Raw genomic sequence first — 16768 nt, 5'->3', positions numbered from 1 at the left:
AGTCTCGCAGTGGGGCCTTAAGGCGATGTGTTCGACATGCTCCCCAATCTCGCGCGCGTATCTTCTTTTACGTCGCCCATCGCCATGCGCGCAAAGGCTTGCCGCCAGCCAGGGGCGAGGTCCGTCAGATTTGCGAGGGCTTCGGCATCCTTGCGGGAAACTCGTCGTGTCAGTCGGGCGCGGGTCACGTGCTGCACGCTCCAGTCCGGATTGCGCCTTTCAATCAACGTTATTCGATCTCCTGCTTCGACCTCGCCGGTTTCCAGAACACGGTAGTACCACCCAGTGCGACCCGTTTTCTGAAACAGGTAGGGCATCCTTTCATTTCCGGTGTGCAGTCCCAGTTTCCAGCAGGGCTGACGGCCCTGGCTGATTTGAACGATTGCCGTGCCCAGCCTCAGGATGTCGCCAATGCACAGATTTTCCTCGGTCAAACCGGTTGTTGAGATGTTTTCACCAAATGCTGCGGGCTCTGCGCCGGGGGGCAGCTGCCCTTCTCTCTGCCAATCCGCATAGTGATCCTGCGCATAATGGTGAATGGCTTTTTCTGCACCGCCATGCACGGTCAGGTCCGCCTGTGCATCATCTGAAAATCCAGTAAGCGAAATGACCTGACGGCCAGACACCCGATCCTTCTGAATGGCAGAGGGCGGCTTTGCCTCCCAGCGGTTCGTGACACAACCCAGGAAAATGCCACCTATTACTGTCGATAGTTCAGGAAGGGTCATTCAGGCCTCTTTGTGTTCAATACATATCTTTTCTTCTTCGCCACGCTCGAGGCTCACTTCCAGCAAGCTGCAGAAGCCATTTTTCTGACCTTTCTTATGATAGGCGCAGGTCATGCATTTCCCGAACGAGTGACCACCGTTCGCTGCCAATGCCAACATCAAGCTCTGAAGCAGACCATCCTTGAGAGACACCTGAACGCTGGAGGGCAGATTGCCGATGGCGTCAGCAATCGGATTGGCCTCTGTCAAAACAGAGGCGCCCGCCTTGGACAGTTCGTACGAGATCGACCGCTGGTCAGATTTTTGTCGGTGCTCGGCAGCGTATCCCTTGCGCACAAGCGCTTTCAGTGTCTGGGACATCGTTCCGCGGGTTGTCCCAAGGTACTCAGCGACATGTGACGGTGAACGGGAAAACTGATTCGCCTCGGAAAGGTACTCCAGCGCCGCCCTTTGTGTCGGGTTCAGGTCGCCCGTCCAGCCCGCAGCGGAATCTATCCGGGCAAGACGGTTGATAAGGATACGAATACTGTGGGCGGTTCTCATGCCCAACAAGTAGCGAGTCGAAATTAAAGTTGCAATATGTTTCTCCGTTTGGTAGCGAGTCGATATCACTTTACCGGAGATAAGAAATGACACTCACCTGGAAATCACTTGCTGCAGTTGTGATCGGAGCTTCGTCCGCCGTCGCAGAAGGCGATCACGCGATACATCAGGAGGGGGCTGTTGTCTCTCCCGCTGATGTCGCCAAGGTGGCCGACTTTGACATCCTTGCAGCGCATGCGCATCGCAACGGCAATACCATTACGTTCCACATGACCACCAATGGTACTGCCGGGGCATCGGTGCCGGCAGGAACCGGGGCAGTAGGAGGGTCAGACGTCTGGTCCTATGTGTGGCCTACATCCCTGGATACGTCTGCAGTAGGTTTCGAAGGCGGCGCCGGCATCTTGGCAATGGCTGCAACCAGCCACCCGGATTTTGACGACACCCCGCTGTTTGATGAAAACGGCGATGGCGACCCAGCCAACGACGGTATCGAATGGCACAGCCACTGGGTTGTTCTCGCCCCGACCGAAACTTGCGGCCCGGGCGCCCTTGCAGTGCGCGATATCCCTGAAGGGACGACGCCTAAGCTTCCTGCAACCTGGCCTGGATTCCCAATCTTCCTGGACAGCCCAGGGTTCACACCGCTGTTCGATGGTCCGGAAATTCAAGTCAAAGCCGGATTTTCCAACGACGTTCAGTTGGAAGGCATCGCTTATGATGGCGTAACCTCTGCTCTGCGGGTAAACGCCAACATTCACGCTCCGCTATTGTGCGTCACGGATGTTTTCGACATTGCCTCGGGCGACCTGAGCCTACCGGGCAAGCTTCAGTAACGATGTCAGCCGGTCGTCTCAGGCAGGCGGCCGACCTCTGAACAGGAGAGATCAATATGCAAGCACCTGAACTGCAGGTCAGTGAATGGTTCAACACTGACAAGAACTTAAAGCTTTCGGATTTCCAGGGTAAGGTTGTCGTCATTGAGGCTTTCCAGATGCTATGCCCAGGCTGCGTCATCCATGGCATCCCTCTGGCACAAGCTGTGCGGGAGCATTTTTCCAACGAACACGTCGCCGTAATCGGGTTGCACACCGTTTTCGAACATCACGACGCAATGACGCCGGTATCACTGAAAGCCTTTCTTCACGAATACCGCATCAGGTTTCCTGTGGCGGTCGACAAACAGGGCACCGGGCCTTTGCCGGAAACTATGGCGGCATACGGAATGCGCGGCACGCCCAGCCTTGTTCTATTGGATCAGTCAGGCAGGATTGCGGCACATCACTTTGGCCAGGTCTCTAAGCTGCAGCTGGGTGCGGAGATTGGAAGCCTACTTGCCAGCGAGGCTGCCGCTGTGGACGCAAGTCGGCAACCCAGCCAGGCCAGGCGTTGTGATGACACTGGCTGCGCTGTGTGAAACGGCGGCATACAGAGGGCAAACCTAAGCGTATCTACCTCCTCGGCGTGCGCGACATTGGTTCTCAATTTTCTCAGCTAAGCAAGACTGCCCAGGTTCCACATGTTCGTTTAGGCACGGTACCGCGCCCGTTTCAGACTTGCGTACCCGCGACAGCAATACGGCCGGATTATCTGGACTACGGCTTCACATCATTTGGGGGAAGTTTCGCGAACTCTGTCGTGTTCGACTGCAAACCTTGTCGCGTATGAGCGAGTGAACCCAGTGAATTTCTTACTAAATCCGTGTGATCGGCAAACTTCGTCGATACCTTGTTTCTTGCAATACTCGGGGAAAATGGCTGATGAAATTCATTCAAATCACTGACATACACCTCGTCCGCGACTCCGGCCCGCTAAACGGCGGCTTTCCATCCCAGCGGCTGGACGCCTGTTTGGACGATATCCTTCGGTGGCATTCCGATGCGGCGTTCTGTGTCATCTCTGGCGATTTGGCTGAATTTGCTGAGGATGAGGCCTATCGGGCGCTCAAGGCGAAACTGGCCGCATTTCCGCTCCGCTCTTTTCTGCTGATTGGAAATCACGACGACCGAACTGTTTTCCAATCGGTCTTCCCCGATCATCCAAAGGATGCCAACGGGTTTGTCCAGCATCGGTTCGAAACGGATGAGGGTGTTTTCTTGTTTCTCGATTCAACCAAAGACGGGCGCGATGTGCATGAAGGGCAGCTTTGCCCTGCCCGGCTGGACTGGCTCAGGCAGCAACTGACCCAAGCCGAGGACAAGCCAACCTATGTGTTCCTGCACCACCCGCCCTTTGACCTTGGCATTCCCCTTGTGGACGAGATCAGGCTGGTCGAGGCGGACGCCTTTGCTGACGCCCTCAAACACGGGCGCAACATTCGGCATGTGTTTTACGGCCATGTGCACCGCATGACCTATGTGAACTGGCGTGGCATTCCATTTACCAGCCTGCCCAGTCTCAACCATCAGATTCCGTTGAATGCGGCCAGTGTCGATGGCGAGTTCTGCGACGAACCTCCGGCCTACGGTGTCGTACAGATCGCCGAGGATCAGCTGACGGTGCATTTCAACACTTTCCTGCAACGCAACCCATTGCATCAGACCTGAGGTATGGAAGCCTATTGGATCGCATTGGTTCTGGTTTCGGCGGCAACCCACCCATTGCGCGACCTTACGCTGAAAGGGGTTGCGCATCCGGTGTCGTGCTATGTCGGAGTGTCTCTGACCTGGGTGATCCTGGCGGCGGTTCATACGCTGGTCATGGGTCAGGAATTGAGCCTGCCACTTGAGACCTGGCCCTTTGTCGCAATCTCAGCCCTTGGGTTGACCTTCTACTACTACGGCACATTGTCGGCCCTGAGACGTGGGAACCTGTCGGTTTATTATCCGATTATCCGTTCGTCGCCGATTGCCATTGTCGCCTTCAGCTGGCTGGCCCTTGATCAGCATTACTCGTGGTTCACCCTGCTGGGGATCGCATTGGTCCTGCTAGGCAGCCTGATGATTCAGAAGTCGCCTGGCGGACTGCTGCATGATCACAAAGCATTCGCGCTGGCAAGTATGGCGATGCTGGGATCGGCCGCTTATTCGCTCAGCGATGCCCAAGCGATGAAGCTGACCAATCCGGCACCTTTCCTGTTTTTCACCTATATTCTGGTGACACCGCTGCTTGCTGGCATCAGAGCCTGGGAAGATCGCCACTTGTCAGCCCCGTTTCTGGGGGTCGTGCGTGGCTGGGCGCAGGCACCGGTGCGGATCGCTTTTGCCGGGATTGCGTCCTATCTGTCTTACCTGTTCATCCTGACCGCATTCCAGCTTGGAGCCGAAGCCGCCACAGTCAGCGCGGTACGGCAAGCGTCGATCCCGGTTTCAGTGACCCTCGCGGCGATCATCTTGAAGGAATCCCGTTTTCTGCACCGTATCGGCTGGGCAAGCCTGATCGCATTGGGAATCCTTTTGATTACGCTGTCCCGAAGTTGAAACGGTAGTCACTGTCTTGACGCGCTACGAACTCGTCCTTCGTTTACTGGCCTTGTTTGGGATCTCTCTGGACGTAAATAGCCGGTCCTGTAATGGCCGAGCACGACAGAAGCAAACGACTACACTGATGATCCGAAACACTCCATCACTGGAGCCGACGTGTGGATGCCATAGTCGCTCGGGCAGTGCAAATACGCCAACTCCTTGACGAAAACGAATTTGGCAAAGCCTAAGTTCGAAATGCCGCTACGGTATCCGATCTCCAGATTTTCGCAGCGACAGCCTGCAACAGTCACCGGCCACTGATCCTGCCGAGCCACTCGGATGTCGCTTCTAGCCCTTGTCGCAGAATAGCAAACATATGCTCGATTTCGCTTTTTGTAATGATGAGGGGCGGTGAAAGAACACACATGTTGATCACGGGTCGTACAAGCAGACCGCGTTTCTGGCATTCCATATCGATACGACCGCCAATCTCATAGTCGCGCCCAAGCTCGCTCTGGGGATCGCCATCGACTGAGCACTGAACACACCCCATCAATCCCATCCCACGCGCATCAGCCACGATGTCAATCTGACGTAACTGCTGAAGTTGATCCTGAAAAACCGGACCGACTTCTCGAACGTGTTCGAGTATCTTTTCCCGCTCGAAAATCTCGATGTTTTTCAACCCGGCTGCCGCGCTGACCGGATGGCCCGAATAGGTATATCCATTCGAAAAGGTGGCATCTTTTCCCGCAACATCCGCAATCAACCGGTCTGAGATAATCGCGGCCCCCATCGGCGCATACCCGGATGTCATCCCCTTGGCGCAGGTAATTATGTCAGGTTGAATGCCAAAGACAGCTTCGGAGGCGAACCAATGACCCAATCGCCCGAAAGCCGTAACGACCTCGTCGGAAATATACAGAACATCATACTTCCTGCAGATGTTCAGGCAGCGTGCGTGATACCCAATTGGTGGCACAATGACGCCGCCCGAGGCCAAAACCGGCTCAGCGATAAAAGCGGCAACGTTTTCCGGGCCAAGTGCCACAATGGCGTTTTCGAGATCAGCAACTTTCTCGTTCAGAAAACTTTCATCGCTTTGACCGGGCGTGCGGTAAAGCGGGTTCACGTTCGGCAGGAAATGCGCCAGGTCGTCAGCCTTGTCGAGCCAGAGCCTGTCACGTTCCTTCCCACTGACGCTGGCTGCCAGATATGTGCTTCCGTGATAGGCTTTTTGCCTTGAAATGATTTTCTTTTTCTCCGGCCGACCCATAAGGTTGTTGCGGAAATGAACAAACCGGATGGCTGTATCAACCGCAGTCGAACCGCCGGTTGTAAAGAAGACATTATTCAGGTCGCCCGGCGCGCGTTTGGCGATTTCGCGGGCAAAATGTGCCGCAGTAGAGTTGGTGTTGTTGAAGGGCGAGAAATAGGCAAGGTTCCGGGCTTGCTCGGCCATTGCTTCGGCCATTTCCGCGCGCCCATACCCGATCTGAGTACACCACATACCCCCCGGTCCGTCGATCAGGCGTGCGCCCTTTTCGTTTATCAGATGAATGCCGCTGGCTCCTTCGATAAACGTGCGGTCGTTTTCACCCAAAGCCTCCATCCCTTCCCACGGATGCAGGAAGTGATCATTGTCCCATTGCTTGGCGTTTGAGTTATCCATGGCGGGCCATACTTTCTGCGCTAAGTATAATGGGGAATTCTTCGCGCACCCGAGCGTCCAAGGCGCCAAAATAGTTCGGGAAATGGCTGTCGAGGATGGAATTCGCCTTGTCGCGGGCGCGGTCCAACAGATCAGTTTTCCCCTCATTCTCCCAAGTATCCGTGCGCTCACGGTCCATCAGCTGAGGGTAGACGAATTCGCTGTTCATATAGCTAAGCGTGTGAGGATTGCCGAGGAAATGACCCGGATCTAAGGCACATTGGTGGATCACATCCACCGCCATGGTTTCATCGGTAACCTCTATCCCGCGCAACGATCGCAGAATCATGCCGCCCGCTTCGTCATCGATGACCATGCTTTCAAAGCTGCACCCCATAAGACTACCGATCATGCCACCAAACTCGCACAGGCGATTGGCACCGGCATGCGCTGCAAGGGTAAAGGTCAGCGCCTTTTCCAGCCCGTATTGCGCATCAGGTATTTTTGCATCGGTCATACCTGCACCCACCGAAGTAGGAAGGCCGTAGAAGTTGCCCATCTGAATTGCTGCGGCACCGATCAGCGCCTGTTCGCCGCTGCCGCCAGTAAAAGACCCGCTGCGCAGGTCCGTAATGAAGGGCCAGGCCGCAAAGCAGATGGGGCAACCCGGCGTGATCAGGTTGACGATGGCGACACAGGCAAGTGTTTCGGCCACGGTCTGAACCAGCGTTCCCGCAAGCGTCGCCGGAGCCGTGGCCCCGGCTTGAGGCGGCACGGCCAGATCGACAGTCAGGCCCAGCTTTGCAGTATCGATCAGGATTTCCATGTTTTCCTTGCCGATCCGCAGAGGGGAAACAATGGGGCAGCCGCCAAATATGACGCTTGGCTTTTTCAGGAAAGCCCCCTCGCCGCCCTGAGCCAGGTCAAACATGCGGATGGCATGTGGGATGTGGCTACGGTCGCGGAAAGTCAGACAGGCGGGCTTTTGGCTGCCTGCAAGCATGGCATAAATGGTGTTCATGTCATGGGTGAAATCATCGGTCACATCCGTCGCCAGAACCGTGTCGCCCAGCATGTGGATGTTTTCCAAACGGTCGACCAGGCGGGTGAAATCATAAACATCACGCAGAACCGACGGACGATAGGTTTTGGTTTTGGAATCGAATGTTGTCACCGCGGTACCGGAATTGGCGAAATAGACGCTTTCTGCCGTGCAATGCATGTCGTCCTTGCCTTCGCGTTCCCCTCGGGCATAGACGTAAAACTCCTTGGCGGCGCCTGCCAGGATGTCTTCCATCAAGGCGCGTGGAAAGCACAGCCGGTTGAGGTCACTCAGCACTGCACCTTTGGGAAGCACCAGCTCAAGCAACTCCGGGAAATGGTCGGTAATTCCGGTTTGTTCCAGGACGGTCAAGGCCGCATGATGGATGTTCTCCATATCGGTCTGAGTCAGCGGTCTATAGCGTCCGCCGCTCAGACCCCCGCGTACGGCTTCGTTACCCGTGGTCGTCTGTTGTACCTTCAGACGCGCTGCGCGCCCCCCGCCCCCGCGACGACGTGAACGGGGTGCTTCATTGGTGCTGTTCATGTTGCATCCTCTGCCAAATCAATAATCTCACGGCGAAACCAGTCTTTGTCTGCATCGGCCTTTGGGCGTTCGAAATCGCGGGCGGCGCGATGGCCTGCAAAGACCGCGTCTGCGATCAGCCCCGGCGACGCGGCATCACCAATGAGGTCAAGGGTTTTCAAACCGGCTCTCTTCAGGCTGTCGAAAAGGGCGGTTTCACGCTGACGCTCGGTCACAAGAACCGTTGAGGCGCACGGGATTTCAGTTTCGCGGCCTGTAAAGACACAGCCGATCCGCACCGCGTCGCTCTGAACCGCCGTAAGCACTTGATTGCAGCGGATATCGACCCCCAGTTCGATCATGCGGGCCTGGATGCGGGACTGTTCCAAAGTATGAACGGCGTAGGCCGAAACCAAACTCTCTGGCGTGGCAAAAATGACCTGATATCCGGCTGCCGCAAGTTTTTCGGCAATCACTCCCGCCAGATAGATATGATCATCATCATAGATCATCACCGGACCGTCCGGGGGCAGAACACCTTTCATGATGTCATCAGGCGTCAACACCTTGGCATCCGGCGTGACCCTAGGCAGGCGGCGCTGCGTATTGCGACCCACGCCGTCTGCGCGCCAATGGCTGCCGGTTGCAACAAAGACATGCTCGATGCCAAGCTCGGCGACTTGTCCGGCTTCGAGCTTGCTGTCAGTGAATAACTGAACGTTGGCCCGCTGTTTCAGATCGTTCAGGCGATAGTCAACCACCCGCGACCAGGCGGCGAGGCCGGGAAGTCTGCTTTCCCTACCTACCCGTCCACCAAGTTCGGCCGAGGCCTCGGCCAGTGTCACCTGATACCCGCGCCGTGCCAATTGCATCGTGCATTCCAACCCCGCAGGTCCGCCGCCGATGACCAGCACTTCGGCCTCGCTTTTTTTCGACGCGATGATCTCGGGGTGCCAGCCACGGCGCCATTCCTCGCCCATCGTTGGGTTTTGCGTGCAGCGGATCGGAATACCCAGATTGTCCGACGACACGCAGATATTGCAGCCGATGCATTCGCGGATTTCGTCGATCCTGCCTTCCTCGATCTTTTTTGGTATGAAAGGGTCCGCAATGGATGGCCGCGCGGCACCGATGAGGTCGACAATTCCCTTTTTGACCATCGACAGCATCATGTCCGGGGACGTCAGTCGGCCAACGCCAACGACAGGTTTTCGGGTGATCTGTTTGACGTGGGACAGAAACGCATTCTGATAGCCATCTTCGGGCTGAAAACGGGTCGTTGCGCTGTCATTGGACCAATCCGCCACATTCACGTCCCACAGGTCGGGAAGATCGGCCAATAGCTCAACAACCGCGCGGCCTTCTTCTGCCGCCTGCATACCGTCGGCGCCCATCATCTCGTCAATGGCAAAGCGGAACGCCACGGCACAGCTGTCGCCTATGGCATCATGGGTGTCTTCCAGCAACTCACGGGTCAGCCGCACGCGGTTTTCAAGCGACCCCCCATATTCATCGCTGCGTTGGTTCATATGGGCCAGCATGAAATGTTGCGCCAATGTCATGTTGTGCCCGGCATAGACATAAACGATGTCAAACCCGGCCTCTTTCGCGCGCAGGGCCGCGTCGCGGTGCCAGCGGCGGAGTTCCCGGATATCGGCCTTGTCCATGGCCTGCGCGTGCTTTGGTTGCGTCGTATCCACAGACATCTCGGACGGTGCAAGAACCGGAGCGCGGGTCAGCAGGTTTTGCGCGTGGTTGCCGTTATGAACCAGCTGTATGGCCGCCAACGCGCCATGTGAATGCACTGCATCTGTCATCAGCCGCAGCGCAGGCACATCGCGTGCGTCCCACAATCGCCCTTCGGGGAACGGGGACAAGTCCGAGGTCGGGTGAATCTCGGTCTCCTGATTGGACACCACGGCCCAGCCACCTTCTGCTTTCATTCCCCGAACGGCAGCGTCCGCCCGCGGCCTGAGATGCCCCATCCCGGTGCAATGCGGCACCTGATAAAAGCGGTTTCTGGCTGTGACGGGCCCGATCTGGACCGGTTCGAAAAGCAGAGCATATGGGTTCGCGTTCGACATAATCACGCGTTTTCCTGTAGTTGAGTTCCGGAGCCTTAAGGCTCCGGATAGTGGGTTATGTTAGAAGCCGGCTTTGATCCGCTCGAATTCGGCCAGCATCTTCGCCTCAAGCTCGGGGTTCACAGCATCAAAGAACAAACTGCCTTCGAAGAAGCTTTTGGGATCGGAAAAACCATAGGCTTCTATACTGCCCTGATCGGCGATTTCGAACGCTTTTGCGTTGGAATGCGGGTAGCCCCAGTTGTCGATGATGTACTGACCACTGGCAGGGTCCGTAAGCGCGTTCAAAAGGTCATAGACCTGATCGACCGGTGTCGTGGACGATTTCAGATGCACATAGCCACACGCCCAGGTCGCGATGCCCTTGTCCACGTTGCGCATCATGGCCGCGGGCACTTCGTTCCAGATCAGGTTCAGTTCGGACTGGTTCCAGGCCCACCCCATTTCGATCTCGCCACTGGTCATGGCCTGGTCAAACTGACCCGCATCGGACCAGTAAAAACGCATATTCGGGTGGATCGAGCGCAGGAAATCCGATGCTTCCTTGAATTGTTCATCGCTCAGGTTGGTGTAGTCATCCGCGTTTCCGGTGGCCAGCGCGGCCAGGGCATAAGCAGACGATGCGGCGTCCGGGATGGCGATTTTGCCTGCATAGGCCGGGTCCGCCATCAGTTGCAGTGAGATGTCATCCCCTGATATCTTGTCGGTGCGATAGATAAGACCTGTGTTCCCCCATTCGAACGGCAGCATATAAAGCTGGCCGTCCAGAACGATGGCGTCGACCTCTTTGATCTCGGGCAGCACATCCGCCCAATTGGTCAGCTTGCTTTCATCCAAAGGCTGAATCAGATCAGCTGCGACCCATTTTCTGACCGCGTCAGAACAAGGATGTGCCAGATCAGCGGTAAAACCGGAACTCAGCTTGGTAAAGGCTTCTTCCTGGCTTCCGAAATAGGAATAGCTTGGCGCTTCATCCCCGTATTTTTCCATGTAGCTGGCAAAGAATCCGGGATCTTCATATCCCGACCAGTCAAAAACCGTCAGATCGGCGCCACCTGCACTGGCACTGCCTGTCGTTATTGCCGTCGCACACGCGAAGGCCGCAATTCCCTGAAGTTTCATTCTATCCTCCCTCTGTTTTATTCCGAGATCGTACCAAGATCGATCACGCTAGCCGCCTGAAGCCCCAACCAAACGACATCGCCGCGTTTAAAGTCGACCGTGTGGAAATAGTTCGGAACCGAGACCGAGATTGGTTTCTCGGCCCCAGCCACTTGAATGTGGTAGTGAATATTCTCACCGTAGAAGGCGACGTTGCTGACAGTGCCCTGAACCGTTGATGGGTAGTCTTCAGGCCGGTCCACAGCAATCTCCAGCTGTTCCGGTCGAATACCGATGTTCATGTTTCTGGCGCTGGTCGCCACATTGGGGTTTCTCTCGATTTCCATCCGCCCGAAGGCAGCCGCATCAATTGACAACACGTCACCGCTTTCGCTCAGTAACCGGGCCGGCAATATGTTCATCTCACCGATGAAGCTGGCCACTTGTTGATCACAGGGACGGGCATAAAGCGTCGTTGGCGTGTCCACTTGTTTGAGTTGTCCGTTGAACATCACGCCGATACGGTCGGACATGGTCATCGCCTCGTACTGGTCATGCGTGACCATCACAAAGGTAATGCCAAGCGACTGTTGCAGATTGCGCATTTCAAACTGCATCTGTTCGCGCAGCTTCTTGTCAAGCGCTGACAAGGGTTCATCCAAAAGCAACACCTTTGGCCGCATGATCAGCGCGCGGGCAAGTGCCACCCTTTGACGCTGCCCGCCCGACAACTCGCTTGCACCGCGATCCTGAAGACCACCCAGCTCGACCATTTCCAAAGCTTCGGCGACGCGCTGGTCGATCTCGGCCTTGGGCGCTTTACCCCGCAACCCGTAGGCTACGTTGTTCCCGACATTGAGGTGTGGGAAGATTGCGTAGCTTTGGAAGACCATGTTCGTCGGACGGTTGTTGGCCGGCACTCCTTCCATATCCTGACCGTCAATCAGCACCTTCCCCCTGGTGGGTTCCTGAAAGCCCGCGATCATGCGTAAAACCGTGGTCTTGCCACATCCCGAAGGACCGAGGAGCGAAAAGAACTCACCCTCTCTGAGGTCAAGGTTTATTCCGCTCGCAGCCACAAATGTTCCGTAGCGCTTTTCGACGTCCCTGAGCTCTATGATGTTTCTGTTTGTCATCGGACCTCTGATGCGGATGAACGGCGGCGGAAGTATTCGGCCAGAACCAGAAGCAGAACCGAAGTCAGCAGCAGGATCGACCCCAGCGCCAACACATTTGGAAGCTTGGCGGGGAAACGGATCTGGCTCCAGATGTAAACCGGCAGGGTTGGCTGGTTGCCGGACAGGAAAAAGGCAAGGACGAATTCATCGAAACTGACGGTGAATGTGACCAAAACACTGGCTACGATACCGGGGGCGACGACCGGCAGCGTCACGCGGCGGAAGGTTTCGAACACACCGACGCCCAGATCGTAAGATGCTTCCTCCAGTGATGCGTCGAAGTCATCAAAGGCGGATTTCAAGATCGAGACAGAGAACGGCAGCGCGAGAAACGTGTGGCCCAGAATGACGGTCAGCAATGACGGCTTGAGACCAAGAAACAGAAACAGGACCAGCATTGAAGAGGCGACGATAATACCTGGGATCACCAAAGGCAGCATCACCAGACCTTCTGCCGCGCGTTGACCCCTAAAACGGTACCGAACGAAGGCACGGGCGGCGAACAGCCCCATGGCGGTCGACAGAAGGGCAACAACAGTTCCGACGGCAAGCGAGTTCCAAAGCGCCTGGATCAACGTGTCCTGCTCGCCTAGCTTACGATACCAGTCCAGTGTCCAGCCCTTGATCGGGAACGCAACGATTGTACCGCTGTTGAAAGAGAACAGAGGCAGGAACAGAACCGGCAGGTACAGAAACAGCAGATACAGGAACGCATAGGCTGTCAGGGTCGAAGGACGTCTCATCTGATCCGCCTCCCCAGCCGCGTCGCGGACATCACAAACACGATGGCCACAAAACCCACCGAAAGCATTGCGATCAGCGACAGCGTGGCCCCAAGGGGCCAGTTGTTGGCGGCCCCGAACTGCACCTGAATAAGATTGGCGATCATCTTCCCGTCTGAACCACCAACCAGAGCCGGGGTCACATAATCACCGACGGTAGGGATGAAGATGATCAGGCAAGCAGCAATGATACCTGGGATCGTCAGTGGCAGGGTCACCCGCATGAAACGTTGAAAGGGGCTGTTCCCAAGATCTGTCGCAGCCTCAAGAAGGCTCGGATCGATCTTTTGCAGTGAGACATAGATCGGCAGGATCGCAAATGGTGCCCAGGCATGAGCGAGCGTCAGCACGACTGCGAATTCGTTGTAGAGCAGGAAGTCGAGAGGTTCGCTGATCAAACCCAGCGCCAGAAGCGCAGAGTTCATCACGCCGTTGAACCCCAGAATGAGCTTCCAGGCAAATACGCGCAGCAGATAGCTGGACCAAAACGGAATGGTGATGAGCAGAAGCCAGATGGTCTTTTTCTGGGCCTTCATCGCGATAAAATACGCGATGGGATAGGCCAGCGCGACGGTGACTATGGTCACCGCTCCGGCAATCCAGATTGATCTGAGCATCAGGTGCCGGACCAGCGGATCCGCAAACGCATCGCTGTAATTCTTCAGTGTCGGTGTCTTGTCGAGCGTCACATAGGTTTGGGTCCAGAATGAATAGGCAATCAGGATCACCAATGGCGCCGCGACCAGAAAGCCCACGTAAGCCGTGGCTGGCGCGCTGAGGGTATATCCCCGGGACGCTTCGCTGCGAAAGATCACCCAACCTCCCTTCCCGCAATTCACGAGTCACTAATGGACGATCGTCCATTAAATGTTGCGCCAGAATGGCCTTTCGTGTCAATATTTCTGTGAGCTACCTCTATGAGACATTCACAAACGGTTGGTAACATTGAATAAAGCGCAAAGTGTCAAAGAACAAAAACGCGGTTCAAAGCGGGATCCGGAAGCCAATAAACAGCTACTGATCGACGCGACTCTGGACACGATTGCCGATATTGGGGTTACCGATACCTCGGTCAGCCGAATCTGCGAGCGCTCCGGTCTGTCACGCGGAATGATCCATTTGCATTTCGGGGGTAAGGACAATTTACTGACCGCAGCCGCCCAGCATTTCAGCACCGAGTATTATGCCGAGATGGACAGACGGACAGATCTGGGCGCGAGCGCAAGACCCGAAGACCGTGTTATGGCAGTGATTGAGGCCGACCTGTCAGAAGCACTGCTCAATCCCCGCAGTACTAAAATCTGGCATGCGTTTCGGGGTATCGCAAGCTCTCATCCAGGTATCGCCCGTTACAGCAGCACTCAGGATGACAAACTTGTCGAAACCTTGCGGTCCGCGTTCACAGAGATAGCCTCGGAAAACAGGGGCGACCCGAACCTGGTAGATGACGCAACCAGCGGAACGCTGGCCTTGCTGGAGGGGATGTGGGTGAACTACCTAACCGATATGCAGGGATTTTCACGCCGCCGCTCTGTCAACCTTGTTCGAAGGTTTTTATGCGGACTTTTCCCCGGAAAATTCTAGGTCTAAGTCTAGGCGGCGTTCCAATTCAAATTGGATAGCTCGGAGACAGAAGTTTCTGAGAGATAATTGTTCCGGGCGCATGCAATCAGCTCGCCTGTGCTTTCGTTTTGCAAGATTCGCGATAGCCGTGCCAACACTTAAATGTCCTTACTTCAGATACTGACAGGTGACGAAGCACCCTGCCCCACGGGCCCTAACGCGCTTGTCCCACTTGTCGAACAGATACAGGTTCTTCGTACCCAAACTGGATATGCGTGACCTTTCCCATAGGCGTGGACTCTGGCTTTACCATCAAAACAATGCCCACACGCCGCCGAAAAAATGTTTCACTTTGGGGAATTTTTTCCAGGTGCCTTCGTAGTTGTATTGTCTGCCATCCGGCAGACCTGAAACAGTCGGAGAATACAATGTCCCTAAAGTCCCTTACTTTTTCTGGTGTCGCGCTGGTTGCGACTGCAACCGGTTCATTTGCGGATGGTCACACCGGTGCGCCAGCCGTAACTGGCAAGCTCAACGGAGAAACCTTCCTGATGGATGCGCACAAGATGACTCTCTATACCTTTGACAAGGACGAAACAGGCGTTTCGAATTGCTATGATGACTGTGCCACCAAATGGCCGCCGCTGATGGGTGATGCCAACATGGAACTGAAAAAAGGCTACAGCCTGATCGAACGCAAAGATGGCAGCGTTCAGATCGCCTACAAAGGAAAGCCGCTTTATCTATGGTTCAAAGACGAAAACCCTGGGGACATGACAGGGGACGGTGTAAAAGGTGTTTGGCATATCGCACGCCCCTGAACCTTGGTGCCGGGGGAAGGTTTCCTCCCCCGGCTTACGTACATGCTTCAGTCATTTGAAAACCAGCTTGAAAACTGCCTCCCCGATCTTTGGCGTTATGCCTGGTCGCTGACCCGTGATCGGGATGCGGCGGATGATCTGGTGCAGGATTGTGTTGAACGCGCCCTGCGCAAACGATTGCTTTGGCTTCCGGGGCGGCCGTTGAAACCATGGCTCACTAAAATATTGTTGAACCTCTACCGGGACAGGTGGCGTCGAGAGGCCAGATTTAACACTGTCGATCTAGACAACATTTCGACGCTGGCAGCAACGACAAGCACAGTCGAAGAATGGTTGGAAATCAAGGCTGTCTGGAAGGCGCTGGATTCTGTTCCTCAAGATCAGCGAGAAGCCCTTCTTTCTGTTGTCATTGGTGGATTAAGCTATGACGAAGCGGCCACAACTTTGTCCATTCCAAAGGGTACGCTGATGTCGCGGATCTCGCGCGCCCGCACTAAAATCAAATCTGAAATGGACGCTTCAGCCGCCGTGAAGATCAGGAGCGTGAAATGACGCACACCCCATCCATCGAAGACCTGGTTCAGCGTAGCATAGACGGTGAATTGACATCGGAAGAAAGCGAACGCCTTGACCGTCACCTTGAACATCACCCGGACGATGCAGCGCGCATCCGTGCATTACGGCGTCAATCAGACCTGATAAACAAGGCGGTCCCTGTTCCTTCTGCGGCACATCTTCGAAGTCTGCGGAAACAGGCCAAGCCGCCCTCGCCAGTCTCTTTGAGGCTGGTTGCTTCGGTCGCGGTTTTTGCCGTTGGTTTTGGTTTGGGGTCTTATTTGCAACCTTGGGAGAGCCGAGCAACCGACGATCTGGCATTGTTTTCGCAACACGCAAAAGCGGCGCATTCTTTGTTCGCCGTTGAAGTTCTTCACCCTGTGGAGGTCGCCGCTACGGAAAAAGATCACTTGCAAACCTGGCTCTCCAATCGATTGGGCTCTGCCATTATCGCGCCACAACTTGGGGAAACCGGGTTTACCCTGATTGGAGGACGCCTTCTGCCCGCAGGCGACCATGCCTCAGCTTTATTTATGTATGAGAATGCAGAGGGTGATCGGTTGAGTTTGATGGCCACGCACGGCGACACAATTCAAACTCAATCGTTTCGGTTTCGACAAGAGGACGGATATCTCGTCGTCTTCTGGCAGGACGGACCCTGGCAGTATACGTTGGTCGGGGACCAGAAACGTGACCCGATGGAACACATCGCCCGCTTGGCGCATGGTCAAATGATCTAGTAACCGCCTTGACGGGCTTCATTCGCACAGAAATTTGGCGACAATCCTTTA

At 55.5% G+C, this 16768-nt stretch carries 17 protein-coding genes; 8 read left to right on the top strand and 9 right to left on the bottom strand.

The features are described from left to right. Positions 1-17: 17 nt before the first annotated feature. On the bottom strand, positions 18-728 hold the full coding sequence (locus ACR0M3_RS14095; protein ID WP_480483491.1) for an MOSC domain-containing protein: 711 nt from the start codon (positions 726-728) through the stop codon (positions 18-20). Then, complete coding sequence (locus tag ACR0M3_RS14090) at positions 729-1364, bottom strand: MarR family winged helix-turn-helix transcriptional regulator (protein WP_480483493.1); 636 nt, start codon at positions 1362-1364, stop codon at positions 729-731. It abuts the gene before it with no gap. Here ACR0M3_RS14090 and ACR0M3_RS14085 point away from each other — a divergent pair. From ACR0M3_RS14085 to ACR0M3_RS14070, 4 genes are all read left to right on the top strand, one after another. Then, on the top strand, positions 1358-2107 hold the full coding sequence (locus tag ACR0M3_RS14085; RefSeq protein WP_480483495.1) for a hypothetical protein: 750 nt from the start codon (positions 1358-1360) through the stop codon (positions 2105-2107). The two genes, ACR0M3_RS14090 and ACR0M3_RS14085, sit on opposite strands and share 7 nt — an antisense overlap. Positions 2108-2163: 56 nt before the next feature. Then, entirely contained in the window at positions 2164-2688 is a 525-nt protein-coding gene (locus ACR0M3_RS14080; protein WP_480559034.1) for a redoxin domain-containing protein, read from the top strand. A 343-nt stretch (positions 2689-3031) separates the two neighbouring features. Beyond that, positions 3032-3817 carry a phosphodiesterase gene (locus tag ACR0M3_RS14075; protein ID WP_480559032.1) on the top strand — a complete coding sequence of 262 codons (786 nt, stop codon included), beginning with the start codon at positions 3032-3034 and terminating at the stop codon, positions 3815-3817. 3 nt (positions 3818-3820) lie between these two features. Continuing rightward, positions 3821-4690, top strand: a complete 870-nt coding sequence (locus tag ACR0M3_RS14070; RefSeq protein ID WP_480911381.1) for an EamA family transporter — start codon at positions 3821-3823, stop codon at positions 4688-4690. A gap of 292 nt (positions 4691-4982) precedes the next feature. Here the strand turns inward: ACR0M3_RS14070 and ACR0M3_RS14065 are convergent, their stop codons facing one another. From ACR0M3_RS14065 to ACR0M3_RS14035, 7 genes are read right to left on the bottom strand one after another with little or no spacing between them, the layout of a single operon-like run. Further along, positions 4983-6347, bottom strand: a complete 1365-nt coding sequence (locus tag ACR0M3_RS14065) for an aminotransferase (RefSeq protein ID WP_480911380.1) — start codon at positions 6345-6347, stop codon at positions 4983-4985. Further along, positions 6340-7914: a trimethylamine methyltransferase family protein gene (locus ACR0M3_RS14060; protein ID WP_480911379.1), complete on the bottom strand. Its 1575-nt coding sequence runs from the start codon at positions 7912-7914 to the stop codon at positions 6340-6342. The genes ACR0M3_RS14065 and ACR0M3_RS14060 overlap by 8 nt, the downstream gene beginning before the upstream one ends. Then, the gene (locus ACR0M3_RS14055; protein ID WP_480911377.1) at positions 7911-9977 is read right to left on the bottom strand and encodes an FAD-dependent oxidoreductase; all 2067 of its coding nucleotides are present in this window, start codon (positions 9975-9977) and stop codon (positions 7911-7913) included. Before ACR0M3_RS14055 ends, ACR0M3_RS14060 begins: the two co-directional genes overlap by 4 nt. A 60-nt stretch (positions 9978-10037) precedes the next feature. Next, positions 10038-11099: an ABC transporter substrate-binding protein gene (locus tag ACR0M3_RS14050; RefSeq protein WP_480483509.1), complete on the bottom strand. Its 1062-nt coding sequence runs from the start codon at positions 11097-11099 to the stop codon at positions 10038-10040. A 17-nt stretch (positions 11100-11116) separates the two neighbouring features. Beyond that, positions 11117-12214, bottom strand: coding sequence for an ABC transporter ATP-binding protein (locus ACR0M3_RS14045; protein ID WP_480911375.1), 1098 nt, complete (start codon positions 12212-12214; stop codon positions 11117-11119). Continuing rightward, positions 12211-12999 (bottom strand): ABC transporter permease, encoded by a 789-nt coding sequence (locus tag ACR0M3_RS14040; RefSeq protein ID WP_480588105.1) that lies wholly within the window; start codon positions 12997-12999, stop codon positions 12211-12213. Before ACR0M3_RS14040 ends, ACR0M3_RS14045 begins: the two co-directional genes overlap by 4 nt. Continuing rightward, positions 12996-13853 (bottom strand): ABC transporter permease, encoded by an 858-nt coding sequence (locus ACR0M3_RS14035; protein WP_267366088.1) that lies wholly within the window; start codon positions 13851-13853, stop codon positions 12996-12998. Before ACR0M3_RS14035 ends, ACR0M3_RS14040 begins: the two co-directional genes overlap by 4 nt. Before the next feature lie 130 nt (positions 13854-13983). Between ACR0M3_RS14035 and ACR0M3_RS14030 the strand changes: the two genes are divergently transcribed. From ACR0M3_RS14030 to ACR0M3_RS14015, 4 genes are all read left to right on the top strand, one after another. Next, positions 13984-14622 carry a TetR family transcriptional regulator C-terminal domain-containing protein gene (locus tag ACR0M3_RS14030; protein WP_480773836.1) on the top strand — a complete coding sequence of 213 codons (639 nt, stop codon included), beginning with the start codon at positions 13984-13986 and terminating at the stop codon, positions 14620-14622. Between the two features lie 407 nt (positions 14623-15029). Further along, a complete protein-coding gene (locus ACR0M3_RS14025; protein WP_480832995.1) occupies positions 15030-15422 on the top strand; it encodes a COG4315 family predicted lipoprotein in 393 nt (130 codons plus the stop codon). Between the two features lie 6 nt (positions 15423-15428). Further along, complete coding sequence (locus ACR0M3_RS14020) at positions 15429-15974, top strand: RNA polymerase sigma factor (protein ID WP_480899740.1); 546 nt, start codon at positions 15429-15431, stop codon at positions 15972-15974. 50 nt (positions 15975-16024) lie between these two features. After that, complete coding sequence (locus tag ACR0M3_RS14015; protein WP_480911373.1) at positions 16025-16717, top strand: anti-sigma factor family protein; 693 nt, start codon at positions 16025-16027, stop codon at positions 16715-16717. Positions 16718-16768 lie beyond the last annotated feature (51 nt).

The organism is Ruegeria sp. O5 (assembly GCF_056535105.1).
This window is presented reverse-complemented; position numbering and strand designations above follow the sequence as displayed.